This window comes from Halorubrum zhoui (genome assembly GCF_051194155.1).
Lineage (GTDB): Archaea > Halobacteriota > Halobacteria > Halobacteriales > Haloferacaceae > Halorubrum.
The window spans coordinates 149754-172508 of record NZ_JBLZNJ010000002.1; the positions used below are offsets into that span (position 1 = coordinate 149754).

Consider the following 22755-nt stretch of genomic DNA (forward strand, 5'->3'; position numbering starts at 1 on the left):
CTCACTCGCCGTCGGCCGCACCGAGCGCCTCAGTACACCAGTGACAGAAGTCGAGCGTCGGGTCCGTCTCACGGCCACAGTGCGGACACTCGACCGTCGTCGACGCCGACCCCGGAGCCGAGGCGTTCGACGCCGACGCGGCAGAGACGGTCGTCGTCGATCGGCCACGGAGCCGATCCGCGAGGCCGGTCAGAGCCGTCTCGTCGACGGGCTCCGCGACCGAGTCGGCACCATCGGCCGCTCGATCTGCCTCGGACTCCTCGTACCGGCGGTTGTTGCGGACCGCGAGCACGTACGCATCGATGACGCTGGCGGCGACCACGGCCAGCCCCGGGGCGATGTCTGCGAGCGGCGGCGACTCCCGCGCGAGCAGCTGGTCGACCGCCGGCTCGGGGACGAAGAGGATCAACACGGCCGTGATCGCCGCGTACCACCCGAACGCCCGCGCCCACCGGCGGAGGTACGCGTGGCCGAGTCCAGAGATGACGATCGCTAGCAGCACGGCGAGCCAGGGTCGCCGTCGGCGAGGGTCGCTCATGAGTCGACGTACGAGCCGTGGTATCCTGTAGTTGTCCCTCTCTCGGCATCCGCTCTCGGTGTGCTTATACGCCGGAGGCGTCGACGGACGGTATGGTCGCCATCCCGACGACCGAACTGCTCACCGGACTCCGCATCGCCCTCTACGCCGTGGTGTACTGGGGCGGCGGCTTCGTCGTCGCGTACCTGCTCTACCGGCGATGGCGCGGGAGCGGCCCGCGCGACGACGAGACGTGAGTGGCGCTCGGCCACGCCGTGATCGGGATTCTCTCGACGGGTCGAACGGTCCGGTTCGGACACGCTTTTGCCGTCGCTCTACACAGGGGGTGCATGACCGACACCGCACTCGTCGTCGGCGGGACCCGCTTCATCGGCCGACACACGGTCGAGGAGCTGGCGGCGAACGGCTACGCCGTCACGACGCTGACTCGGGGGACCCACGTGAACCCGTTCGCCGATGACGACCGCGTCGACCACGTGACGGGTGACCGAACGGTCGACGCGGACCTCACGGCCGCACGCGACGCCGTCGACCCCGACGTCGTGATCGACTGTGTGGCCTACCGCCCGGCCGACGTCGAGGCGGCGATGACGATCTTCGCCGACGTCGACGCCTACGTGTACGTCTCCTCCGGGGCGGCCTACGGCGCAGAACACGTGCCAAAACGCGAGGGCGTGACACCACTCGAGTCGTGCACCCCGGTACAGGCCGTCGACGAACGCGACGCGACCTACGGGAACCGGAAGGCGGCGGGCGACCGCGCCGTGTTCGCCGCCGCCGAGGACGGTGTCGCCGCGACTGCGGTTCGTCCCTGTATCGTCTACGGGCCACACGACTACACCGAGCGGCTCGACTACTGGATCGACCGCGTACTCACGTACGACCGCGTCGTGGTTCCGGGCGACGGACAAAACCTCTGGCACCGGGCGTACGTAGCAGACGTCGCCAGCGCGCTTCGGATCGTCGCCGAGCGCGGCGAGCCCGGGTCGGCGTACAACGTCGGTGACCGGCGGGCGCTCACGCTCGCGGAGACGCTCGAGACGGTCGCCGCCGTCGCCGACGCCGACTGCACGATCGTCCCCGCCGGTCCCGAGGCGCTCGCCGCCGGTGGACTCACAGCGACGGACTTCGTCCTCTATCGCGAGTACCCGCACCTCCTCGAGACGCGCGCACTGGCCGACCTCGGGTGGGAGTCGACGCCCGTGCGCGAGGCGATGCGCCGGACGGTCGCGGATCACCGGGCGGCCGACCGCGACGGGCACGAGTGGGACCCCGGTCGCGACGCCGAGGAGCTGGTGCTCGAGGCGGCAGGAGAGTGACTCAGTACGCCGCGTCCCACCGCACCGGCTTGCGACGGTTGGGACAGTCGAGACACTCCATAGCGTCCATCGTGTCGACCGCGACGCTCGTCCCCTCACAGTTGCCACAGAGGTAGCCGTACCGGTCGGTGTGGTCGGCGTCGGCGTAGGCGGCGTAAAACGGCGCGAGCGAGCCCCGCTCACCGGCCTCGAAGTCGACGTGGACCGTCTCGCCGTCGGCCGTCTCGTAGACGCCGGCGGTGAGCCCGCCGGTCGCTTCGATCTGTTTTCGGTAGTGCTGTTCGTCGAACGCTTCGCCCCCGATCTCGACGGTTCGCTCGCCGGCAGGGTCGTATCCCTCTCGCTCGTAGAACGCGGTGCCGACCTCGTTGTCGGCGAGCACGGTTCCCTCGATGGCGTCGACGTCGCGGTCGCGAAGCGCGCGTTCCACGTGTTCGAGCAGGCGCGAGCCGATACCGGCGTTGCGGTGCTCGGGGTGGACGTGGAGCCAGTCGATCTCGCCGACGCGTTCGCGGCGGTCGACGACGTAGCTCTCGGCGAAGCCGACGACGTCTCCGTCGACGGTCGCGACGGGACAGACGGTGGTCTCGTCTGCGATCGTATCGCCGAGGTCGGACGTTCCGTACCAGTTCTCGACCGCCTCTCTGAGCAGCGGCTCACCGACCGCGTGCCCGTACGACGCCGAGAGCGACGCCAGCGCAACCTCGCGAATCGACTCGACGTCCGACGCGGTCGCAGCGCGGATCTCCATACGCCGCCATCACGGCGTGAGAACAAAAAGTCACCCCACCGTCGTCGCCGGTGGAACACGGCCCCCGACCGAACGCGTCAGGAGATCGAGTACGCGGCCGCCGCCATCAGCAGCATCGTCAGTGCGAACGCCAGCCCGAGCAGGTACGTGAGCGAGCGGTTCTCCCACCGGAGGTGCTGGAAGTACGCGATGATGAGTCCCGTCTTGACGACCGAGAGCGCCATCGTGCCGGCGAACGCCTGCTGGTAGGTGAACTCGAAGAACTCGACTTCGAAGAGGACGAAGTTGATCACCGCGGCGAGCAGGAGCGCGAGGTAGATGGCCGAGTACAGTTTGACTGAGTCGGACGCCATTGCAGAACTAATCGAGACACGCCGTTAAAGATGTATCCATCTGCACGACGACGCGCCCCCGTGTCGAGAGCGAAACGGCTATGATCGGCTCGTGCGTACATGTCGGTGGTCGCGGCACCCTCCCCGACCGAGTCACGTGGATCCGCTCGACCCAACCGACGACCTGCTCGAATCGCTCTACGTCGTGAACAAGGCCGCAAAGCGGCTCGCAGACGAGGCGACGGCCGCCTACGAGCGCGGCGACGTCACCGAGAGCAACGTGCAGTCGGCGCGAAAGGACGCCCTCTATCGGACCAAGACGCGCGTGCTGAATCGGATCGTCGTCGGCGACCCCTCGGCGGTCTCCGGCGAGTATCACGCGGTTCACGGCGACGTCTGGCTTCTCGTCGACGTGCGGGGGTGGACGTTCCACCAGCCGCCGCGGGCCTTCGGGAGCGACCTCACCGACCGGATCGAGACGACCAACACGGAGGCCGAGCCGCGGTCGGTCCCGTACGTGAGAGACCCCACAGCAACGCGGTCCGACCGGAGCCTGGCGGAGGCGCTGTCCGCGCTCGCCGCGCGTGGCGTCGACGCCAACGACCACCTCGCGCGCCCGACCGTCCTCGACGAACACGACCGGCTCGTCGACGTCAGGTGGTCGTGTTTGCGGTAAACGACCACGGGTCGGGTGACCCGTGGAACTCTCGCTGTTTTCTTTAGATGTCGCAGACGGGCGCTCGGGAGTCGCCGTCGCCGTCGTCGTTGGTCGAAGCCGAGCGTTTACCACGGTCGGTCCCAACTGGTGACGCAACGACAGATGTCACACACCGACACCCGCTCCGTCGGCGAGCTTGAGGCGCAGATCGGCGCGCTTGACGACGCCTCGCCGTCGGACCTGACCGCAGACGAGCGTGCACGCCTCACCGATGCGCTTGTCGCGCTCGCCGACGCGTACGGCGCTCGCGGCGACTTCCACGCCGAGACTAACGCGCTGTCGAGACTCGAACGACTCCACGCGGCTCACCCGGAGACCGAAGTAGACGTCCACCTCGCGACCGCGCTCGCGAATGCGACCGCCGTCCGTGACCGCGACGACGTCTACGAGACGAGCATCCAGCCCGACCGAATCGGCGAGTATCGCGACCGGATCGAGGCGCTCTACGACGACCGGAGCGTGCCGGCGATCGCGGCCCCACTGGCTCGAGCGACCGCAGAGACGATCCACGCGAACGCGAAGGCGGGACGACTCGACCGGGTCGGGCCGCTGTGTGAGCGACTGGAGGCGACGTACGAGGCTCACCCGGACCCCGACGTCGCCGCGTCGCTGCTCACGGGCTACGCTCACGCGGAGCGACACCTCGAAACGGGCGATGCCGAACAGACTGCGGGTGACAACGACCCGATCGACCGACTCGAGCGCGCCGAGACGTTGTTCGAGCGTCACCCGGACGCGGACGTCGCGGCGGGCTACGCCGGGGTGCTCGCCGGACGGACGAACCGCGACGCCGACCGAGGGGCCGTGGAGGCGATCGAGGGGCGAATCGCCCGAATCGAGGCGCTCGCACAGGGATACCCGGCCCGTGAGGCGGCGATCCGGGAGTGGCTTCCGATGGCGACCGCCAACGCGGCGCGCGCCGGCTTCGAGGCCGCCGACGTCTCTCGGGTCGACCACTGGACGCGCCAGACGGCCGAACACCACGAGGCGATCGGCACGCCGACGAGCGCGACGTGGCTGGCCGTCGCGACGTTCTTCGCCGGCCGAGCCGCGTTCTTCGACGGCGACGTCGAGACGGGCGAGGCGAGACTGGAGCGGCTCAGGGAGCTCGCCGACACCTACGAGAATCCGGTGTTCGACCACTGGCTCGGCCGGGCGATGTTCGATGCCGCTCGGGCGTACGTGGAGGCGAATCATGGCGAGCGCGCACGGTCGATGGCCGACGAGCTCGCGTCGTTCGCCGAGGGACATCAGGACCAGGCGGCGATCGAGTCCGGACTCGAGGGGCTGTACACGCATGCGCCCGCGACGTTCGACGACCCGTCGTTCGCTCCCGACGACGTCGAACCGGCCGCCGTGAGCGACGAGGGAGGGTCGTCTGGAACGACCGAGGCGAACGACGCTACGCCGGAGGCCAGCGGGTCTGCGACCGACGCGTCGGCGGCCGACCTCGTCGAGCGACGGGCCAGCGGTGGGTCGCAATCGCCCGTCGATTCGACCGAGTCGACGACCGAGCTCGGCGAGCCCACCGCGGCGGCGGCCGACCGGGAGGTCGACCGCGACCGGATCGACGCGTTCGAAGACGCCCTCGACGCCGCAGAGACGGCGGCCGACGACGGGGGCTGTGGCTCGTGTAGTGACGACGGGTGCGGGAGCTGTGGCACCGACCCCGACCTGAACGACCCGGCCAGTGCGCCCGTGATCGCCGCAGCGGTCCTCGGCGTGGTGGTCGCCGGCGTCTCCGTCCTCTACTCGCTCTATCGGCTGGGGTCGTACGCGGTCGGGTGGCTGCGAGAAGACGCGAGCTGAGCGGCTCGCGTTCGACGTTCCGAAACCCTTACTCTCGGGCCGTCGTACCGACACGTATGACAGAGACGTCGGACGCCCCCGACGACACGAGCGATGACGGGTCGGTCGTCGACCCCGCGGAGGTGGAACACGTCGCGGAACTGGCCCGCGTACGCCTCGACGACGACGAACGCGAGCTGTTCGCCGAACAGTTTGCGGAGATCCTCGACGCCTTCGCGGCGCTCGATGAGGTTCCTGAGATGGACCGCGAAGAGCCACTCGTGAACGTAATGCGCCCCGACGAGGTCGACGAGAGCCTCAGCCAGTCGGCGGCGCTCGCGAACGCCGAGGAGACCGAAGACGGCTTCTTCGTCGGTCCGAAGGTGTCGTGATGGCCGTCGACTACAACGCGTTCATCACCGAGGCGTCAATCGACGGCGACGACGACGGCCCGCTCGCGGGAACGACGGTCGCGGTGAAAGACAACATCTCGACCGAGGGCGTCGCGACGACCTGTGGTTCGGACATGCTCGCCGACTACGTCCCCCCGTACTCCGCGACGGTCGTCGAGCGGCTCACCGACGCGGGCGCGCGAATCGTCGGCAAGACCAACATGGACGAGTTTGGAATGGGGACGACTACGGAGACATCCGCGTTCGGTCCAACCCGGAACCCGGCCGACCCCGAGCGCGTCCCCGGCGGGTCCTCCGGCGGTTCGGCGGCGGCGGTGGCGGCCGGCGAGGCAGACGTCGCGCTCGGCTCCGACACGGGCGGCTCCGTGCGGTGTCCGGCCGCGTTCTGTGGGGTCGTCGGGATCAAACCCACCTACGGACTGGTGTCGCGGTACGGACTCGTCGCGTACGCCAACTCGCTCGAACAGATCGGACCGATCGCCCCGACGGTCGCGGAGGCCGCCGCCGTCCTCGACGTGATCGCCGGGCCGGATCCGAACGACGGGACCACCCGCGACCCGAACGCCACAACGGACGGCGACGTCTCGACAGACTACGCTGCGGCGGCCGACGGTGACGTCGAAGGGTTGACCATCGGAGTCCCCACAGAGCTGTTCGACGGCGCCGACGAGCGGGTGGTCGAGACGGTCGAGGCGGCCATCGACGACCTCGTCGCGGCGGGCGCGACGACGACGACGATTTCGCTTCCGTCGGTCGAACACGCCGTCGAAGCGTACTACGTGATCGCGATGTCGGAGGCCTCCTCGAACCTTGCACGGTTCGACGGGGTGCGATACGGCCACCGCGCCGAGGCCGACGGGAACTGGAACGAGTCGTTCGCGGCGACCCGCGAGGAGGGCTTCGGCGCCGAGGTCAAACGCCGTATATTACTCGGGACGTACGCGCTCTCTGCGGGGTATCACGACGAGTACTACGCGAAAGCACAGGACGCCCGCGCCTGGGTTCGCCAGGACTTCGAGGCCGCCTTCGAGACCGTCGACGTGATCGCCTCGCCGACGATGCCGGTACTCCCGTTCGAGTTGGGCGAGAGCCTCGAAGACCCGCTGCGGATGTACCTCGCCGACGCGAACACGACGCCGGTGAACCTCGCGAACCTGCCGGCGATCTCGGTGCCGGCGGGCGAGGCCGACGGGCTCCCGGTCGGGCTCCAACTCGTCGGTCCCGCCTTCGAGGAGGCGACCGTGATTCGTGCGGCCAGCGCAGTCGAGGGTGAATGAGTCTGACGGACGAGGAGCTGGACCGCCTCGCCGACGTGGTGCGGCTCCAGCCGACGAAGAACGCCGAACTCGAGGACGCCTGGGGCGTCGACGGCGGCAGCGCGGTCCACCGCTACCTCGAAGACCACCTGAAGGAGTACTACTACCGCGACGACGACAGTCTGATCCGCGCGACGGCCGAGGCGAACGACCTCGTCGACGTCGAACCCGGGATCGAAGCGGACGCGGTCGCCCGGGGCGACGCGCCGGACCGGATCTCGGTTCCGCGGCTCGAAGCGCAGGTGTTCGAAGTCGTCGCGGGCCCCGACGAGCGGTCACAGTCCGTGGTGAGCGTGCTTTCGGCGCTCCGTGAGGCGTTCGACGTCGACCCCGAGGCGGGGGCGGTTCGACGGGCGCTCCGACGGCTCGAGCGCAAGAACGTCGTCGACGTCGAGTACCGGACGGTGCCGACGTTCCGGCTCGCCGTCGACCGAGACGCGGTCGAGGTCGCCGTTAGCGACGAGGAGACGACCGGCGAGTGAGGGCCGCCTCGGTGCCGCCCGACGACCGAATCTCAAGGTTGAATGCCGACGAGCGGCTACACCGGCTATGACCGACCAACAGCTACGAAAGGAGGCCCACGACGTTGACGTCACCGTGTGGGTTGGTAAAGCCGGCGTCGAGGCCGTCGTCGACGAGCTCGCGGACCAGCTCGACGAGCGCCGACTCGTGAAGGTGAAGTTTCTGCGTGCCGCCCGCGGCGGCACGACCACCGACGAGCTGGCCGACGCGCTCGCCGCAGACGCCGGGGCCGACCTGATCGAGACGCGCGGGAACACGGCTGTCTTTCACTGATCGCCGGCCGAGTCGGTGACGATCCGGTCGCCGACACCGGTGCGGCAGCCGGCGTCACCGATAGTAACCGACTAGTGAGTCCGCCCGGTGTCTGGGGCATGGACGTGGTCATCGTCGGTGCCGGTGAGGTCGGGACGAGCATCGCCGCCAGCCTCGCCGCGGACCACGAGGTCGTCGTGATCGACGTCGACGCAGACCGCGCAGAACAGCTCAAGTACGAGCTCGACGTGCTCACCGTGGCGGGCGACGGCACGACCGCGGACGTGCAGACGACCGCTGCGGTCGGCGACGCGGACATGCTCATCGCCTGTACCGACGACGACCGGACCAATCTCGTCACCTGCGGGACCGCGAAGACCCTCGGTGACGCGTTCACCATCGCGCGCGTCAAGAGCACCGAGTACCTCAGGACGTGGGAGGCCGCAGAGCGGGCCTTCGGCGTCGACTTCATGGTGTGTACCGACCTCCAGGCCGCAGAGAACATCGTCCGCGTTATCGGCCTCCCGTCGGCGATCGACGTCGACCCGTTCGCGAACGGACTCGTCCAGATGGCCGAGTTCGAGATCGCCGAGGAGAGCCCCGTCGCGGGCCAGACCGTCGCCGAGGCCGACCGATTCGAGTCGCTGACGTTCGTCGGCATCTTCCGCGACGACGAGATGGTGCTTCCCCGCGGTGACACGGTCATCTGTGCTGCGGACCGGGCGGTCGTGATCGGGAGTCCCGAGAGCGTTCACCTGTTCGCGACGGACGTGGCACCCGAGGCGACGCCGGACCGGGCCGACGAGATCGTGATCGTCGGCGGCAGCGAGATCGGCTACCAGACCGCACGGCTGCTCGAAGAACGGGCGTTTCGTCCGCGGCTCATCGAGCGAGACGGCGAGCGAGCGCGGTCGCTCGCCGAGGACCTCCCGAACACGATCGTGATGGAACACGACGCGACGGACGCGGAGTTTCTCGCGCGCGAACACGTCGACGAGGCAGACATCGTCGTCACCGCGCTCAGCTCCGACGAGAAGAACCTCCTCGTCTCCGTGCTCGCGAAGCGGATGGGCGTCGAACGCGTGATCGCGGTCGTCGACAGCCCGGACTACGTGACGGTGTTCGAAGAGATCGGGATCGACATCGCGATCAACCCCCGGACGGTCACCGCAGAGGAGATCACCCGGTTCACCTACGAGAGCATCGCCGAGAACATCGCGGTCCTCGAGAACGACCGCGCCGAGGTGCTCGAACTGGAGCTGACGGAGGGGTGTGAGCTGGTCGGGCAGCCGGTCGCCGACCTGGTGGAGTCGATCGACGTTCGATTCGTCATCGGCGCGATCACCCGCGACGGCGAACTCGTGACCCCCCGAGGCGACACCGTACTCCGCCCGGGCGACCACGTGGTGCTCCTCGTCGACACCGCAGGCGTGAGCGAGATCGCCTCGCTGGCGTGAGATGGCGGACAGATCGCGGATTCGCGTCGACTGGCGGGCGAGCGTGAGCCTCCTCGGCGACGTCCTCGGCGGCCTCGCGGTTCCGCTTTTGATCCCGGTCGTCGTCGCGCTGTACTACGGCGAGTCGCTCGCACCGTTTCTCGTGACCATCGCCGTCACGCTCGCGCTCGGAGGGGCCTGTCGGCACCTCGCGGGAGCCGACGGCACGCTCGGCCCGCGAGAGGCGTTTCTCGCGGTGTCGCTCGTCTGGCTCCTCGTCGCCTGTGTCGGGGCGATCCCCTTCGTCGTCGCCGGCGTCGGGACGGTCGCACACCCGGTGAACGCGCTGTTCGAGTCGATGAGTGGGTTGACGACGACCGGAGCGACCGTCCTCGTCGACTTCGGCGTCCACTCGCGGTCGGTGCTGATGTGGCGGCAGGTGATCCAGTGGCTCGGGGGGCTCGGTATCCTGGTGCTCGCGACCGCGGTGCTCTCCGAGCTCGGCGTCGGTGGCGCCCAGCTGATGGAGACGGAGTCACAGACCCGCGACGTGGACAAGCTCACGCCGAAGATATCGGAGACGGCACAGCTCATCTGGGGGCTCTACCTCGGACTCACGCTGCTCGCGGCGCTCACCTACCTCGCACTCGGGCTCGCCGTCGACCCGCAGATGGGGCCGTACAACGCGGTCGCACACGCGTTCACCTCGGTCGCGACCGCCGGCTTCTCACCCGAGCCGCAGAGCGTCGGGGCGTTCCACCCGATCGTGCAGTGGGCAGTCGTCCCGTTCATGCTGGTGGGTTCGACGAGCTTCGTGTTGTTGTACCTCGCGCTCACCGGCGAGCCGATGCGGCTGTTTCGAAACGAGGAGTTCCACTTCTACCTCGGCGTGATCGCGGCGCTCGCGGCGCTCGTCGCCGTCTCGATCACGCTCGACCCGTCGACGACGCTCGGCACCGAGGCGACGCTGCGACACGCGGTGTTCACCGTCGTCTCTATCGTGACCACGACGGGCTACGCGAGCATCGACTACGTCGAGTGGGCGCCCGCGGCCAAACACCTGCTGTTCGCGGGCATGTTCGTCGGCGGGATGGTTGGGTCGACGACGTGTTCGATCAAGTCGCTCCGATGGCTCGTCGCACTGAAGACGTTCCGACGCGACCTGTACACCGCTATTCACCCGGACGCGGTCCGGCCGGTTCGCATCGCCGGAGAACCCGTGGACGAACGCACCATCCGCGACATCTACGCGTACCTCCTGGTGAGCATCGTGTTCGTCTTCGCGCTCACCGTCGTGATCGTCGTCGACGCCGAGCGCGCCGGATCGCGCGTCTCGGAGTTCGAGGCGATGGGTGCCGCGGCGACGACGTTCCTCAACATCGGTCCCGCCTTCGGCGACGCCGGCCCGTACGGCACCTTCGCGACGTTTCCGATGACGACCCGCGGCGTGATGATCGTCCTCATGTGGATCGGCCGGATCGAGATCGTCCCCGTACTCGTGTTGTTCACCAGGGCATTCTGGACGTCGTGACCGGGCGATCGTCGCGACGGCTCGCCTCACCACCGGCGCGAACGGCGCGTATCGACGGCTACTTATCCGGCCCGCGGACACGATACGTCACTTCCTCGCTCGGGGGTGACGACGATGACACGCACCATCGACAGCCGCGCGACGCTCAGCTACGTCGGGAGCGTCGTCAAGTACCTCTCGGCGGCGATGATACTCCCGCTCCTCACGGCGGTGATCTACGGCGAGGACGTCTGGGTGTTCGCGGCGGCGATGGCGACGGGGATCGCCCTCGGCGCCGCCCTCGAGCGGGTCGACCCGGAGCCTGACCTGGGGCCGCGCGAGGGGCTCGCGGTCGTCGCGCTCGCCTGGCTGGCCGCGGCCGTCGTCGGTGCCGTGCCGTACGTACTCGCCGGCTACGGCGACGGCTCGGCGCTCGCTCACCCGGTGAACGCGCTGTTCGAGTCGATGAGCGGGTTCACCACCACGGGCGCGACGGCGACCGCCGAACTCGGCGTGGCGAACCACTCGCACGCGGTGTTGCTCTGGCGACAACTCACCCAGTGGCTCGGCGGGATGGGGATCATCGTCCTGATGATCGCGATCCTCCCGGAGCTCGCCGTCAACGGAGCCCAACTCATGCGATCTGAGGCCCCCGGCCCGGAGCTGCAGAAGCTGACCCCACGCATCGCCGAGACCGCGCGGGTGTTGTGGGTGCTCTACGTCGGCGTCACGCTGCTCTTCGTCGTCGTGCTGTACGCGTTACACCTCGTCGGAGTAGCCCCGAACATGACGGCGTACAACGCGCTGGCACACGGCTTCTCGACGCTGCCGACGGGTGGCTTCTCGCCGGAGGCAGACAGCATCGCCGCCTTCTCGCCGGTCGTCCAGTGGGCGTTCGTCCCGTTCATGGTGCTCGCCGGCGTGAACTTCGCGCTGTTCTGGTACGTCTTCCGCGACGAGGTCGACGCGCTGGTCGAAAACACGGAGTTTCGCGTCTACCTCGGTGCTGTCGTCGCGATGAGTGGCGTCCTCGTCGCCGCGCTGTACCGTGGTGGTGCGCCACCGACCGAACTCGGCGGGGTCACGGAGGGCGTCGCCGGAACCGCACTCAGACAGGGCGTGTTCCAGATCGCCTCGCTGCTCAACTCGACGGGATTCGCCACCGCTGACTTCGCACAGTGGGAGACCCACACCCAGTTTCTACTACTGTTCGCGATGTTCATCGGCGGATCCGCGGGCTCGACCGGCGGAGGGATCAAGGTGATACGGTGGCTCATCCTGTTCAAGACGCTCCGGCGGGAGCTGTACACGACGGCAAACCCCGACGTGGTGCGGCCGGTCCGGCTCGGCGGGTCGGTGGTTGACGAGGACGTCGTCCGCGGCATCCTCACGTTCACGCTGTTGTACCTGTTGTTGTTCGCGCTCGCGGCCGTGTTCATCGAACTCGACACGGCGCGGGCGGGGACACCGCTCTCTGGAACCGAAGCGGCCGCCGCGTCGCTCGCGACGATCGGCAACATCGGTCCGGGGCTCGGTCCGCTCGGGCCGTTCGGGAGCTACGAGTTCCTCCCGAGCACGACGAAGCTCCTCATGGTGTTCCTCATGTGGATCGGGCGGCTCGAGATCGTGCCCGTGTTGGCGCTCTTCGTCGCTGGACTCGAGGAGTGACCGGACTCGGCCGTGCGGGCACCGGTGTCATCGCCGACGCGGTCGACCAGCAACCGTATCCCACGCCGGCCACAACGACGAGACATGACTCCCCTCGGTAGCGGGTTGCTCGTCGTCGGACTCCTCGTCGGGGGGTGGCTGTGTCGGTTCGCGTACGCGGTACACCGACCGCCCGACCGGCTCGGTCGTCGTGCGCTGGCGGTCGTAGCCGGCACCTTCGGGGGCGGCTGTGTGGTCGCCGCACTCGCCGGGCTCTCGCCGGCGCTTCTCGCCGTCCGGGGCCCGAGTGAGTTGTGGCCGCTCGTCCTCCTGGTGACGTGGAACCTCGCGGCTGCGCCGTGGATCGTCTTCGCCCTGCGGTACACCGGAACCTGGCCGACGATCAGCCGTCGGTGGACGCTCGCGCTCACCGCGCCAGTCCTGCTCGTTCCCGTGCGGGTCGGCGTCCAGATGAGCGGGCTCGACGTCCCCGCCGTCGTGACCAGGTACGCCGCGACGGTCGTGTTCGCGTACGTGCTCTCGCTCGTCGTCGCGGGGTGTTATCTGTTGCTCCGGCAGACGAGCGGCTACAGACACCTCTCACAACGACAGGGGATCGCACTCTCGGCCGTCCCGATCGGCTCGCTCCTCCTGTGGAACCTCGGGTCGCTGGCCGTGCGGGGGCCGACACAGGAGGGAGCGTTCGCCGGCGGGGCGGTCGTGATCGCCGGCGGGTTCGCCGCCGCCCGGTACCGCTACGACCTATTCGAGTCGATGCCGGCGGCCGGCACCCTCGGTGAGAGCGCCCTCGTCGATGAGACCGACGATCCGATGTTCGTGGTCGACCCGGACGGACAGGTGATCACGCAGAATCGAACGGCCGTCGAGACCCTCACGGCGACGCCGGACGGATCGGTCGACGCGACCTTGCGCGACGTCGTCGGCCACGAGCGCGACGCGCTCGGCGAGGCGACCACGGTCGAACTCACCACCGTCGACGGCACCCGGCGGTACGACCCACAGCTGTCGACCGTGCGGGATCCGGCCGGAAACGAACTGGCGACCGTGTTGAGCTTTCGAGACGTGACCGACCGGGAGCGCAGACGGGAGCGACTCGCGGTGCTGAACCGGGTGCTCAGACACAACCTCCGGAACCAGGTCGACGTGATCAAGAGCCACGCCGAGGCGCTCCCGGCGGCCGCGAGCGATCGGCGGGAGGCCATCTGCGCCGCCGGAGACGAGATAGCGGCGCTCGGCGAGCGAGCCCGCCGGATCGACCGCTGTATCGAGGCCGACGACACCATCGAGCGGGTCGACCTCACCGCGGTCGTGGAACGCGCCCTCGACCGCACGGCGGACGAGACGGCCGTCGCAGTGACGACCGAGCTACCCGAGACGGCGGTGGTGAGAACGAACGACCGGGCGATCACGAGTGCCGTCGAGAGCGCACTCGACAACGCGCTGGCCAACGCAGACACCACGGTCGAACTCGAGATCGACCCGACGGCGTCCGGCTACCGCATCGGAATCGCAGACGACGGACCGGGGATCCCCGAAGACACGCTCGAGTCGCTTCGGACGGGAGAAGAGACGCCGCTGAACCACACGGTCGGGCTCGGGCTGTGGGAGCTGAAGTGGGCCGTCACAGCGATCCGCGGCGAGCTACGACTCGACACGACGGACGGGACGCTCGTCGAGATTCGGCTACCAGGGGCGTGACGCGTGCCCGGGCGTCGGGGGTTCACGACGCAAGGCGGCGAACGGTCGTCCAGGCGGTGACTCTCGGTGGCACCGCGTAGACAGCGTCAGCAGGGGAGCGTGTTGGCGGGTCCCCGGTGCCTCTGTGGAGGGCCACGACGAGCCTACCGGGGGAATCGCCGGGGGCGTACCGGGGGAGTCGCCGGGGGCGTACCGGGGGAGTCGCCGGGGGCGTACTGGGGGAGTCGCCGGGAGCGTACCGGGGGAGCCACCGAGAGTGTGCCGGGGGAGGGTGCCCGGCATCGGAGACGAGGGGGCTGTAACCCGTCGTGTTCGACGACGGGTGCCGACTACTCCGCGTGGACGTCACATATACCTGCAGCGTGTGTTTCGTCGCGCGCAACGACGCGGACGGTGCCGACTCGTCGGCGGTGCGGCGTCAGCGATCGGCCTCGAGCGTCGCGTCGATGCTGCCGCCGTCGAGCGAGACGGAGAGGTGCTCGGCGACGGCGACGTACTGGTCGCGGTGGTGACCGTCCGGGTCGAGCCGGTGTTCGCTCGTGACGAGCCCGGCGTCCTCGAGGTCGTTGAGCCGGCGATACGCAGTCGCCCGCGAGACGCCGGCCACGTCGGCGACGGCACGACCCCCGCGGGGGCGCTCGGATACGGCCTCGAAGACGCGTCGGGTGTACGCGTCACCGAGGAGGTCGAGGAGGGCCTCGGGAGACGGCGGTGAGTCGGACGACTCGGTACGGCGGCGCGTCAGTGCGTGGCCTGCAGCCATACACGAGTCGTGTGTTCGAACCCACATGGGTAGCGAGGCTCACTATCCAGACGGGCGACACGCGCGGCGTCTGCGTATGCAGACGGCCGCCGACGCTCGCGGTCACCGAAACCACTTAACGGACTCCCGACCGAACCGACGAACACGCGATAGTATGCCGGACACAGACACAGAGCCTCGGGTGCTAATCGTCGACGACGAACAGGAGGTCGCCGACGCCTACGCGCTCCGGCTTCGCGACGTGTGTGCTGTGACGACCGCGTACGGCGGCCGTGAGGCGCTCGCCGCAGTCGACGACCGCGTGGTCGACGTCGTGCTCCTCGATCGACACATGCCCGACGTCTCCGGCGACGACGTGCTCGCGACGCTCCGCGACCGCGAGTTCGCAGGCCGGGTCGTGATGGTGACTGCGGTCGACCCAGACGTGAACGTGGTCGACCTGCCGTTCGACGACTACCTCTGTAAGCCGATCGACCGCGCGGACGTTCGGTCGGTCGTCGACCAGCAACGACAGATCCTCGCCTACGAGACGCTCGGCGAGTACTTCCGAGTGAAGTCGACGGAGCTCGTGCTGTCGGCACAGACGCCGTCCGGTGAGCCGACGGGCTCCGGCGAGGACGAGGCGATACGCGAGAAGGCGGACCGCTTAGAGCGACGCGTGCGGCGACTGCTCGAAGACGAGACGGTCCTGACGGAGTTCGAGGCCGTCGACCGGACGCTGGCGTGACCCGGCGGATCGCACGGTCGCCACGTCCAGCCCTCAGGCGTCCTCGTCTTCGGTCGTCTCGTAGTACGCGTCGAGGAGCTTCCGCTGGCTCGCGCGCAGGTGATACAGGAGCGTCGAACCGGTGATGCCGAGCGAGTCTGCGACCTCCTCCGCGGTGCTTCCTCGCGGCGACTCGAAGTAGTCTGCGAGGTAGGCCGTTCGAAGCACCGTCGCCTGTCGCTCGGTGAGTCGGTCCGAGAGCTCGTGCTGGAGCCGGCGGGCGGTCGCCGGCGAGCGAGCCCGGTCACGACGCGCGAGCACGGTCGCGGGCTCGTCGCCACCGAGCGCCGTCGCCATCCGTCGCACGCTGGCTTCTGCGGGCATCTCGACACACACGCGGCCGGTGCCGTCCTCGACGGTCGCCGTTCGAACGGTCCCGCCGCGAGCCACGGCGAGGCCGAGCGGCGTCGCGTCGTCGAGGGCGAGTTCGATCCGTCCCCCCTGGTCGCCGTCCGCCCGGATCACCCGCCCTCGTAGGACGGCCGACAGCCCGTCCGCGGCGTCGACGACGTCGTGCGGGTCCGCCACGGCCACGGAGAGGAAACAGATGAGCGTGCCGTCTCCGTGTGGCACCGTCCCCTCGAGCGTCAGTGTCGCGCCGCAGGCCCGGCCGAGCGAGACGAGCGGAGCGGTCGACGGGAGCTCGAACGTCACCTCGGTGTGTGTGTCGTCGAGGAGCAGTCGCTGATTGCGGGCGGCGGTGATCGCCAGCCCGGCGAGCTCACCGAGCGCCTCGAAACTCGCGCGTTCGTGCTCGCTGAACGCCTCCTGTGTGTCGGCGTACACCCCGACGACACCGTAGACGGTAGCGCCGTACACGAGCGGCAACGCGAGCACGGACTGTACGCCGTCTGCGAACCCGGCGACTCGGAGTGACTCGGGGACGGTTTCGTCGTCGCTCATCGAGTCGACGACGTGCAGCTCGCCCCGGTCGACTGCTCGCTGCTCCGGGACGTCTGCGCCCCGCTCGACGGCGTCCCGAACCGCCTCGAAGGTCGCCCCCTCGCGTCCCGTGACGTCGTCTATCCGGAGCCCCGCGTTCGCGTCGGCTCGTCCGCCGACCCAGGCGAACCGGTACTGGTCTGCGGCTCCGAGCCGGTCACAGATCGTCGTCGTGATCTCGTCTCGGGACGTCGCATCGACGAAGTCGGTGAGGATGTCGGCGATCAGACGGTCGACGACCGCGACACGCCGGTGTTCGGCGGCGAGCCGTTCTCGGGCTCGTTCGGTTCGTCGCTGCTCGGTCACGTCCTCGACGTACACCGTCGCGTCCGCCGCCGTCCGCGTCGACGGCATCGGAACCACGGAGACCGACAGCCACCGCTCGACGTCGGGATAGTACTCCTCGACGGCGACATCGGTCACCGACTCGCCGCCGAGTGCCGCCGGAACCGAGTTGGGCATCGACTGCGGGAACACCGCTTCGACCGGGTCGCCACGCGGATCGGAGACCGCGAGCAGTCGGGACGCCTCGGCGTTGCACGCACGGACGATCCCGTCGCGGACGGTGAGCACGCCGATGGGTGCACACTCGAGGGCGTCGTGCATGCTCAGTCGGCCGCGTCGAACGCCAGCTCGATGCGTGCGCCACCGGCCGCGCTCTCGGTGACCGAGACGTTCCAGTCGTGTGCCGCCGCGATCCGGTCGACGATGGCCAAGCCGAGACCGGTGCCATCCCCGTCGACGGTGTAGCCCGGCTCGAGCACGGACGTGCGCTCGTCGCGAGGAATCCCGGGCCCGTCGTCGTCGACGACTATTCCGGACGACGCGCCGGCCATCGCGCGTACCCGGACGGTCCCCTCGTCGGCGCCGTGCTCGATGGCGTTCCGAAAGAGGTTCTCGAACAGTCGCTCGAGCCTGTCGGGGTCGGCGCTCGGCTCCGGCAGGGCGTCGTCGAGCCGTATCGTCCACCCGTCCGTCTGCACCGCCTGCCACGCGTCTTCGACCGTCGACCCGACCGAGACGGCGGGGTCGAGGTTCAACGCCCGCTCGCCACGGGCGAGCGTCAAGACGTCCCGAATGATTCGCTCCATGCGGCCGTGAGCGTCTGCGACGGCGTCGAAGTGTTCGCTCGCCCCCGTCTCTCGAGCGGCCTTGAGGTGTGCGCCGGCGACGTCGAGTGGATTGCGCAGGTCGTGGCTGATCGCACCGGCTACCGGCTCCACCTCGGATCCCTCGGTGACGGCCGCGGCGTCGTGAGCGACGAAGAGGATCGTTCCGCCGTGGTCGTCCGCCTCGAGCACCTGTACGATGTACCGCTGATCGGCTGCCGACGCCCGATTGAGCGCGACGGTCTCTCCGGCGTGAAGCCGGCCGGACACGTCGTCGTCGGTCGACGCCGCCGTGTCGGTGAGTCGATCGAACACGGCCGAGAGGGGTCGGTCTTCGTCGACGCCGATCTGCGTCTCGAAGGCGTCGTTCGTCGCCGTCACCGTCGGCGTCCCCTCCCGTATCTCGTACGCACACGCCGGGTCTGGATGTGCGTCGAGCGATACCGCCAGGCCGTGTGCGTCGCTCATCGTCGTCCCGACCGAACCGAGGGCGTTCTCCGTCGGCTGGCCATCGTGCATCCACTACTCGTGCGAGCGCAGTTAACGACTGTCCACGATCGCACGCTCCGAAACACCGGCGTGATGTCGCCCGTCGATCACGTGAACGCTCGCTCGAAGGTCCGGACGCCGTCGTCGGTGCCGACGATGACCAACTCGTCACCGGGTTCGATCGCCGTGTGCGGGCCGACGTCGGTGACGACCGCGTCGTCGCGTTCGACCGCCATCACGGTACATCCGGTCTCTGCCCGCACGTTCGCGTCAAGGAGCGTTCGGCCGACGAGCCCGGGCGCTTCGAGCCGGACGACCTCGACCTGCTGGTCGACCGAGAGGACGTCTCGTCCCTCGATGAGCCGCCCCGCGGACATTCGACCGGTGACCGTCCCGAGCGAGAGAACGTAGTCAGCGCCGGCTCGGTACGTCTTCGAGACGTTGCCGTCGTCGTCGACGCGGGCGACGATCTCCGTGTCCGGCGCCGCCTCTCGGGCGACGAGCGTAGCGAACTCGGTCGCCGTGTCGTCGGGGAGCGCCAACACGAGCGTCTCGGCGGTCGCGACGTCGGCGGCCGCGAGCGTCTCCGGGTCGGTGGCGTCGCCGACGACGTCGACCGGTGGCACGTCTCGTCTGTCGACGATCGTGTGCGGGATGTCGGCCGCGGCCAACTCCTCGGCGACCGTCTGTCCGACCTGGCCGTAGCCGGCGATCACGGTCTCACCCGCCTCGAACTGTCTGACGGACGACTGGGTGAGCTCGACGAGCGCGGCGAGCTGGTCCGGGTGACCGGAGACGAGGAGCACCGTCCCTCTCGCCAGCTCCCGCTCCGGGGCTGGTGACGCGTCGAACTCGCCGTCGAACCACGCACCGACCACGGTGACGCCCGTCCGTTCGCGGATCTCGCTGTCGGCGAGCGTCGAGCCGGCGAGGTCGCCGCCGTGACGAACGGACACCTCCGCGAGCTGGAGCTGGTTGCCGTACGTCACCGCCTCGTCGAGTCTCGTCCGGAGCGCCGTCGTCACCTTCGCGGCGAGGCCGCGTCCGAGGAGCGTCCGCGGGGAGAGCACGTGGTCGGCGCCGGCGAGCGCGTGGTAGCGCTCGAGGTCGGGATCGTCGACGACGCTCACGACCGGGATCGACTCGGCGATCTCCTTGGCAGCGAGCACGATGCTCGCGTCCACCTGGTCTGAGACGTCCGCGAGCACGGCTCGCGCGTCCGGGACTCCCGCCGCCCGGAGCCCGTCTGTCGACTCCGGATCCGCACGGACCACGCGGTGTCCGTCGGCGTAGAGCTCGTTCGCCCGCTCGCGGTCGGGTTCGACGACGACGTAGCCGACGTCGCGACCGCGGAGTTCGTCGATGAGCGCGGCCGCACGGGTCGTGTACGAGCAGATGACGACGTGGTCTGTCGTCCCGTCGTCGACGCTCGTCGGCGCCGTCGCGGCGAACGCCCGTTCGAGGAGGGGAGTGGCGACGACCGGGAGCGCCCCGACGAGGAGTGCCATCCCGAGCAGGTCGGTGACGACGATGAACGCCTGCATCTCCGGGCTGGTCCACGGCGCGTCGCCCCCGAACCCCGTCGTGGTGAACATCTCGACGGCGAACTGCAGTGAGCTCAGGTACGTCTGTGGCCGCCCCTCGAACGTCCCCATCCCCCACCGGTAGGCGGCTGCAGTGCCGAACAGGGCGAGCAAGAGCAGCGAGAAGTACCCGACGACGCGACGCTGCCAGCCGTTCATGTACGCTTCGAGCGGGAGAGCGAACAAAAACGTGCGTGTCTCGTCGGTGGCCGGGGCCGTCGACGACGGTGCTCGGATCCGAGAACGAGTGACTTTAGCTCGCGAGTCGACAACACGTTCTATGACCGAGACGGAGGTCCCGGAGGATCACCCGCGGTACGCCTCACTCGTCACCCGTCACCGAATCGAGACCGGCGTCGACCGCGGGATCACCTCGCGACAGGGGCTGATAGCGCAGGGGCGCGGCGAGGCGTTCGACTACCTCCTCGGCGAACGGACGCTGCCGAGCGCCGACGCCGCAGAGCGCGCCGCGGCCGCCGCGCTGCTTGATGCGACCGACCCGGTGCTCTCCGTGAACGGGAACGTCGCGGCGTTGGTACCCACGGCGATCGTCGAACTCGCCGACGCGGTCGACGCCGCCCTCGAGGTGAACCTCTTCAACCGAACCGACGAGCGGATGCACGCCATCGCCGACCACCTCCGCGAGCACGGCGCAGCGGAGGTGAAGGGACTGACCGGCGACGACGAGATCCCCGGACTCTCACACGCCCGAGGCACCGTCGACGCCGACGGGATCGGCGCGGCGGACGTGGTCGTGGTCCCGCTCGAGGACGGCGACCGTGCGGAGGCGCTCGCCGCCACGGGGAAGACCGAGATCGTGGTCGACCTCAATCCGGGGAGTCGGTCCGCACGGGCGGCGGCGATCCCGATCGTCGACAACGTGGTTCGGGCCGTCCCGAACGTCACGAACCACGCACGCGAGCTCGCGGGCGCGGAGTCGTCGACGCTCGCGGCTCTCGTCGACGAGTTCGACCCGGACGCGGCACTCGACGCCGCGGAGGCCGCGATCCGCGGCGGCGACTTCGAGCGCGCGACGAGTGAGTGAGCGCGACGAGCGAGTGAGCGCGACGAGCGAACGGCCGGTGGATGCGACGCCGACGGTCAAGAGCGGTCGCGTAGCTTCAAATCCCTCCGGCGAGTAGCGGCGACATGGACCTCGACGAGACGGACAGAGCCATCCTCCGGATCCTGACTCGCGACGCGCGAACCCCGTTCTCGGAGATAGCCAGACGGATCGACATGTCGAGTGCGACGGTCCACGACCGCGTCGGACGGATGGAAGACGCAGGTGTCATCGAGGGGTACCACGCGTCCGTGGACGCGCGCGCCGTGGGCTACGACGTGCGTGCGCTCGTCGGACTTCGCGTCGAGCAGGGCCGCGAAGAAGACGCACTGGCGCGCCTACGAGAGATCGAAGCCGTCCAGGCGATCCACCTGACGACCGGCGAGTGGGACGTGATGCTCCGCGTAATCGCCGAGGACACGGACCACCTCCGCGAGCTGATGTTCGACCGTATCGCCGAGATGGACGGGTTCGCGCGCTCACAGACGATGATCGTGCTCGGAACCGACTACGAGACGGACGGCCCGCCGGTGTGAGCGACGGTCGTCGGGACGGACCGGAACGCTCAACTCGCGAACCCACCGACTCGGAGCCATGAGCGTACGGGCTGTCGACCGAAGCGACCTCTCGCCGGAGCGCGTCTGGGCGGCCGCGGTCGCCGCGGTGACCGGAGTCCTCGTCGTCGGATCGATCGTCTTCCCGCGGGTCGTCTACGACCGGTTCCTCTGGCGGTACTTCTGGGGTCCCGTGGCGGCTGACGGACAGGTTGCACAGTGTGCCGTCCGACCCGCAGGCGGCGGAACCGAGCTTCTCGAGAGCGCGTCGGCGTGTTCGGCGGCGGTGGCCGCCGGGGAGGTCGTCGCGTTCCCGGGATACACGACGGTCTCGACGGTGAGTTACATCGTCGTCTTGCTCGGGATGCTGATCGGGGTGGTGTTCGTACTCCGTCGGCTCGCGATCGCGACCGAGCTCCGCTTTTTTTACGCGTTGTTCCCGTTCATGCTGTTCGGCGGGGCGTTACGGACCGTCGAGGACGCCGGGATCGCGGCGCTCCGCGTCGGCGCCGAGCCGCTCGTCGCGTTTCCGTGGAGCGCGCTCATCATCAGCCCGTTCATTTACGTCACCGTGTTCGCTGTGACGCTCGGCTGTGTGGTCGGCGCGTACGCGCTTGCCGACGGTGGGCTCGTCGACGACTACGCCAGGCCACTGTTTGCGGCCGGCTCGGTCGCGCTCGCGGCCGCGGTCGGGTACCTCGTCGTCCTCGCGGCGACGACCGAGTACGTCGTCTTCTACCCACGAGTCGTCGGGTCGATACTCGTCATCGCGACGGTCTCCGCAATCGCAACGTGGAAGCTCGCCCGAGCGCTCGTCCCCTCGATAGAGCAGGGAACCGGATTCGCTGGGTTCGTGATCATCTGGGGCCACGCCGTCGACGGCGTCGCGAACGTGATCGGGTTAGACTGGATGCCGGCGCTGACCGGTACGGCGAATCTGGTTCCGAAACACGTCGTCAACGAGCTGGTCGTGACGTGGACGGGACGGCTGCTTCCGGAGTCGATCCTCGTGGTCACCGGCGACGCGTGGCCGTTCCTCTTCGTCAAGCTCGCGGCCGCGGCCGGCGTCGTCTGGGTGTTCAACGGCGAGCTCTACGAGGAGTCGCCGCGGTACACGCTGTTGCTTCTCATCACCGTCCTCGCGGTCGGACTCGGCCCCGGTACGCGCGATATGCTTCGGGCGACATTCGGCGTGTGACGATCCGGGCGACATTCGGCGTGTGAC

Annotated in this window: 23 protein-coding genes; 16 read left to right on the forward strand and 7 right to left on the reverse strand. The window is 69.1% G+C overall.

Features of this window, described 5'->3' with window-relative positions:
- Position 1: 1 nt before the first annotated feature.
- Positions 2 to 538, reverse strand: a complete 537-nt coding sequence (locus tag ACNTAO_RS02460) for a DUF7575 domain-containing protein (protein ID WP_435160365.1) — start codon at positions 536 to 538, stop codon at positions 2 to 4.
- Between the two features lie 92 nt (positions 539 to 630).
- Between ACNTAO_RS02460 and ACNTAO_RS02465 the strand changes: the two genes are divergently transcribed.
- Both ACNTAO_RS02465 and ACNTAO_RS02470 read left to right on the forward strand, forming a co-directional pair.
- Entirely contained in the window at positions 631 to 774 is a 144-nt protein-coding gene (locus ACNTAO_RS02465; RefSeq protein ID WP_435160366.1) for a hypothetical protein, read from the forward strand.
- Positions 775 to 867: 93 nt separating this feature from the next.
- Entirely contained in the window at positions 868 to 1857 is a 990-nt protein-coding gene (locus tag ACNTAO_RS02470) for an NAD-dependent epimerase/dehydratase family protein (protein WP_435160367.1), read from the forward strand.
- A gap of 1 nt (position 1858) precedes the next feature.
- Here ACNTAO_RS02470 and ACNTAO_RS02475 read toward each other — a convergent pair whose 3' ends face one another.
- Positions 1859 to 2608, reverse strand: coding sequence for a GNAT family N-acetyltransferase (locus tag ACNTAO_RS02475; protein ID WP_435160368.1), 750 nt, complete (start codon positions 2606 to 2608; stop codon positions 1859 to 1861).
- A gap of 77 nt (positions 2609 to 2685) precedes the next feature.
- A complete protein-coding gene (locus ACNTAO_RS02480; protein WP_435160369.1) occupies positions 2686 to 2961 on the reverse strand; it encodes a cytochrome C oxidase subunit IV family protein in 276 nt (91 codons plus the stop codon).
- Positions 2962 to 3097: 136 nt separating this feature from the next.
- Here ACNTAO_RS02480 and ACNTAO_RS02485 point away from each other — a divergent pair, with 136 nt between their 5' ends.
- From ACNTAO_RS02485 to ACNTAO_RS02530, 10 genes are all read left to right on the forward strand, one after another.
- Positions 3098 to 3616: a hypothetical protein gene (locus tag ACNTAO_RS02485; protein ID WP_435160371.1), complete on the forward strand. Its 519-nt coding sequence runs from the start codon at positions 3098 to 3100 to the stop codon at positions 3614 to 3616.
- A 144-nt stretch (positions 3617 to 3760) separates the two neighbouring features.
- Positions 3761 to 5467: a hypothetical protein gene (locus ACNTAO_RS02490; RefSeq protein WP_435160372.1), complete on the forward strand. Its 1707-nt coding sequence runs from the start codon at positions 3761 to 3763 to the stop codon at positions 5465 to 5467.
- A gap of 56 nt (positions 5468 to 5523) precedes the next feature.
- On the forward strand, positions 5524 to 5838 hold the full coding sequence (gatC, locus tag ACNTAO_RS02495) for an Asp-tRNA(Asn)/Glu-tRNA(Gln) amidotransferase subunit GatC (RefSeq protein ID WP_435160373.1): 315 nt from the start codon (positions 5524 to 5526) through the stop codon (positions 5836 to 5838).
- Positions 5838 to 7136, forward strand: a complete 1299-nt coding sequence (gatA, locus tag ACNTAO_RS02500; RefSeq protein WP_435160374.1) for an Asp-tRNA(Asn)/Glu-tRNA(Gln) amidotransferase subunit GatA — start codon at positions 5838 to 5840, stop codon at positions 7134 to 7136. Before gatC ends, gatA begins: the two co-directional genes overlap by 1 nt.
- On the forward strand, positions 7133 to 7657 hold the full coding sequence (locus ACNTAO_RS02505) for a DUF5797 family protein (protein ID WP_435160375.1): 525 nt from the start codon (positions 7133 to 7135) through the stop codon (positions 7655 to 7657). Before gatA ends, ACNTAO_RS02505 begins: the two co-directional genes overlap by 4 nt.
- Positions 7658 to 7724: 67 nt before the next feature.
- Positions 7725 to 7970: a YhbY family RNA-binding protein gene (locus ACNTAO_RS02510; RefSeq protein WP_435160376.1), complete on the forward strand. Its 246-nt coding sequence runs from the start codon at positions 7725 to 7727 to the stop codon at positions 7968 to 7970.
- Between the two features lie 98 nt (positions 7971 to 8068).
- Positions 8069 to 9406, forward strand: coding sequence for a Trk system potassium transporter TrkA (gene trkA / locus ACNTAO_RS02515; protein WP_435160377.1), 1338 nt, complete (start codon positions 8069 to 8071; stop codon positions 9404 to 9406).
- Position 9407: 1 nt separating this feature from the next.
- Positions 9408 to 10916, forward strand: a complete 1509-nt coding sequence (locus tag ACNTAO_RS02520; protein ID WP_435160378.1) for a TrkH family potassium uptake protein — start codon at positions 9408 to 9410, stop codon at positions 10914 to 10916.
- A 114-nt stretch (positions 10917 to 11030) separates the two neighbouring features.
- Complete coding sequence (locus tag ACNTAO_RS02525; protein ID WP_435160379.1) at positions 11031 to 12563, forward strand: TrkH family potassium uptake protein; 1533 nt, start codon at positions 11031 to 11033, stop codon at positions 12561 to 12563.
- Positions 12564 to 12647: 84 nt separating this feature from the next.
- Positions 12648 to 14261: an ATP-binding protein gene (locus ACNTAO_RS02530; RefSeq protein WP_435160380.1), complete on the forward strand. Its 1614-nt coding sequence runs from the start codon at positions 12648 to 12650 to the stop codon at positions 14259 to 14261.
- A 418-nt stretch (positions 14262 to 14679) separates the two neighbouring features.
- Here the strand turns inward: ACNTAO_RS02530 and ACNTAO_RS02535 are convergent, their stop codons facing one another.
- The gene (locus ACNTAO_RS02535) at positions 14680 to 15024 is read right to left on the reverse strand and encodes an ArsR/SmtB family transcription factor (protein ID WP_435160381.1); all 345 of its coding nucleotides are present in this window, start codon (positions 15022 to 15024) and stop codon (positions 14680 to 14682) included.
- A 154-nt stretch (positions 15025 to 15178) separates the two neighbouring features.
- On the opposite strand from ACNTAO_RS02535, the gene ACNTAO_RS02540 reads away from it, so the two are divergent.
- Positions 15179 to 15751 (forward strand): response regulator transcription factor, encoded by a 573-nt coding sequence (locus ACNTAO_RS02540; RefSeq protein ID WP_435160382.1) that lies wholly within the window; start codon positions 15179 to 15181, stop codon positions 15749 to 15751.
- A gap of 33 nt (positions 15752 to 15784) precedes the next feature.
- Here the strand turns inward: ACNTAO_RS02540 and ACNTAO_RS02545 are convergent, their stop codons facing one another.
- The 3 genes from ACNTAO_RS02545 to ACNTAO_RS02555 form a co-directional block, all read right to left on the reverse strand.
- Entirely contained in the window at positions 15785 to 17338 is a 1554-nt protein-coding gene (locus ACNTAO_RS02545; protein ID WP_435160383.1) for a bacterio-opsin activator domain-containing protein, read from the reverse strand.
- Between the two features lie 2 nt (positions 17339 to 17340).
- Positions 17341 to 18360 (reverse strand): sensor histidine kinase, encoded by a 1020-nt coding sequence (locus ACNTAO_RS02550; protein WP_435160384.1) that lies wholly within the window; start codon positions 18358 to 18360, stop codon positions 17341 to 17343.
- Positions 18361 to 18437: 77 nt separating this feature from the next.
- The gene (locus tag ACNTAO_RS02555) at positions 18438 to 20072 is read right to left on the reverse strand and encodes a potassium channel family protein (protein WP_435160385.1); all 1635 of its coding nucleotides are present in this window, start codon (positions 20070 to 20072) and stop codon (positions 18438 to 18440) included.
- A 121-nt stretch (positions 20073 to 20193) separates the two neighbouring features.
- Here ACNTAO_RS02555 and ACNTAO_RS02560 point away from each other — a divergent pair, with 121 nt between their 5' ends.
- The 3 genes from ACNTAO_RS02560 (at position 20194) to ACNTAO_RS02570 (ending at position 22728) form a co-directional block, all read left to right on the forward strand.
- Entirely contained in the window at positions 20194 to 20958 is a 765-nt protein-coding gene (locus ACNTAO_RS02560) for a 4-phosphopantoate--beta-alanine ligase (RefSeq protein WP_435160386.1), read from the forward strand.
- A gap of 104 nt (positions 20959 to 21062) precedes the next feature.
- Positions 21063 to 21512, forward strand: coding sequence for an Lrp/AsnC family transcriptional regulator (locus ACNTAO_RS02565; protein WP_435160387.1), 450 nt, complete (start codon positions 21063 to 21065; stop codon positions 21510 to 21512).
- Between the two features lie 58 nt (positions 21513 to 21570).
- Positions 21571 to 22728 carry a DUF63 family protein gene (locus tag ACNTAO_RS02570; RefSeq protein ID WP_435160388.1) on the forward strand — a complete coding sequence of 386 codons (1158 nt, stop codon included), beginning with the start codon at positions 21571 to 21573 and terminating at the stop codon, positions 22726 to 22728.
- The last annotated feature ends 27 nt before the right edge of the window (positions 22729 to 22755 follow it).

Coding starts and splice junctions, on each gene's coding strand:
- ACNTAO_RS02505 (WP_435160375.1), top strand. CDS start 7,133: ATGAGTCTGACGGACGAGGAGCTGGACCGCCTCGCCGACGTGGTGCGG.
- ACNTAO_RS02490 (WP_435160372.1), top strand. CDS start 3,761: ATGTCACACACCGACACCCGCTCCGTCGGCGAGCTTGAGGCGCAGATC.
- ACNTAO_RS02560 (WP_435160386.1), top strand. CDS start 20,194: ATGACCGAGACGGAGGTCCCGGAGGATCACCCGCGGTACGCCTCACTC.
- ACNTAO_RS02475 (WP_435160368.1), bottom strand. CDS start 2,608: ATGGAGATCCGCGCTGCGACCGCGTCGGACGTCGAGTCGATTCGCGAG.
- ACNTAO_RS02550 (WP_435160384.1), bottom strand. CDS start 18,360: ATGCACGATGGCCAGCCGACGGAGAACGCCCTCGGTTCGGTCGGGACG.
- ACNTAO_RS02570 (WP_435160388.1), top strand. CDS start 21,571: ATGAGCGTACGGGCTGTCGACCGAAGCGACCTCTCGCCGGAGCGCGTC.
- ACNTAO_RS02465 (WP_435160366.1), top strand. CDS start 631: ATGGTCGCCATCCCGACGACCGAACTGCTCACCGGACTCCGCATCGCC.
- ACNTAO_RS02565 (WP_435160387.1), top strand. CDS start 21,063: ATGGACCTCGACGAGACGGACAGAGCCATCCTCCGGATCCTGACTCGC.
- ACNTAO_RS02545 (WP_435160383.1), bottom strand. CDS start 17,338: ATGCACGACGCCCTCGAGTGTGCACCCATCGGCGTGCTCACCGTCCGC.
- ACNTAO_RS02555 (WP_435160385.1), bottom strand. CDS start 20,072: ATGAACGGCTGGCAGCGTCGCGTCGTCGGGTACTTCTCGCTGCTCTTG.
- ACNTAO_RS02535 (WP_435160381.1), bottom strand. CDS start 15,024: ATGGCTGCAGGCCACGCACTGACGCGCCGCCGTACCGAGTCGTCCGAC.
- trkA (WP_435160377.1), top strand. CDS start 8,069: ATGGACGTGGTCATCGTCGGTGCCGGTGAGGTCGGGACGAGCATCGCC.
- ACNTAO_RS02510 (WP_435160376.1), top strand. CDS start 7,725: ATGACCGACCAACAGCTACGAAAGGAGGCCCACGACGTTGACGTCACC.
- ACNTAO_RS02525 (WP_435160379.1), top strand. CDS start 11,031: ATGACACGCACCATCGACAGCCGCGCGACGCTCAGCTACGTCGGGAGC.
- ACNTAO_RS02520 (WP_435160378.1), top strand. CDS start 9,408: ATGGCGGACAGATCGCGGATTCGCGTCGACTGGCGGGCGAGCGTGAGC.
- gatC (WP_435160373.1), top strand. CDS start 5,524: ATGACAGAGACGTCGGACGCCCCCGACGACACGAGCGATGACGGGTCG.
- ACNTAO_RS02470 (WP_435160367.1), top strand. CDS start 868: ATGACCGACACCGCACTCGTCGTCGGCGGGACCCGCTTCATCGGCCGA.
- ACNTAO_RS02540 (WP_435160382.1), top strand. CDS start 15,179: ATGCCGGACACAGACACAGAGCCTCGGGTGCTAATCGTCGACGACGAA.
- ACNTAO_RS02460 (WP_435160365.1), bottom strand. CDS start 538: ATGAGCGACCCTCGCCGACGGCGACCCTGGCTCGCCGTGCTGCTAGCG.
- ACNTAO_RS02480 (WP_435160369.1), bottom strand. CDS start 2,961: ATGGCGTCCGACTCAGTCAAACTGTACTCGGCCATCTACCTCGCGCTC.
- ACNTAO_RS02530 (WP_435160380.1), top strand. CDS start 12,648: ATGACTCCCCTCGGTAGCGGGTTGCTCGTCGTCGGACTCCTCGTCGGG.
- gatA (WP_435160374.1), top strand. CDS start 5,838: ATGGCCGTCGACTACAACGCGTTCATCACCGAGGCGTCAATCGACGGC.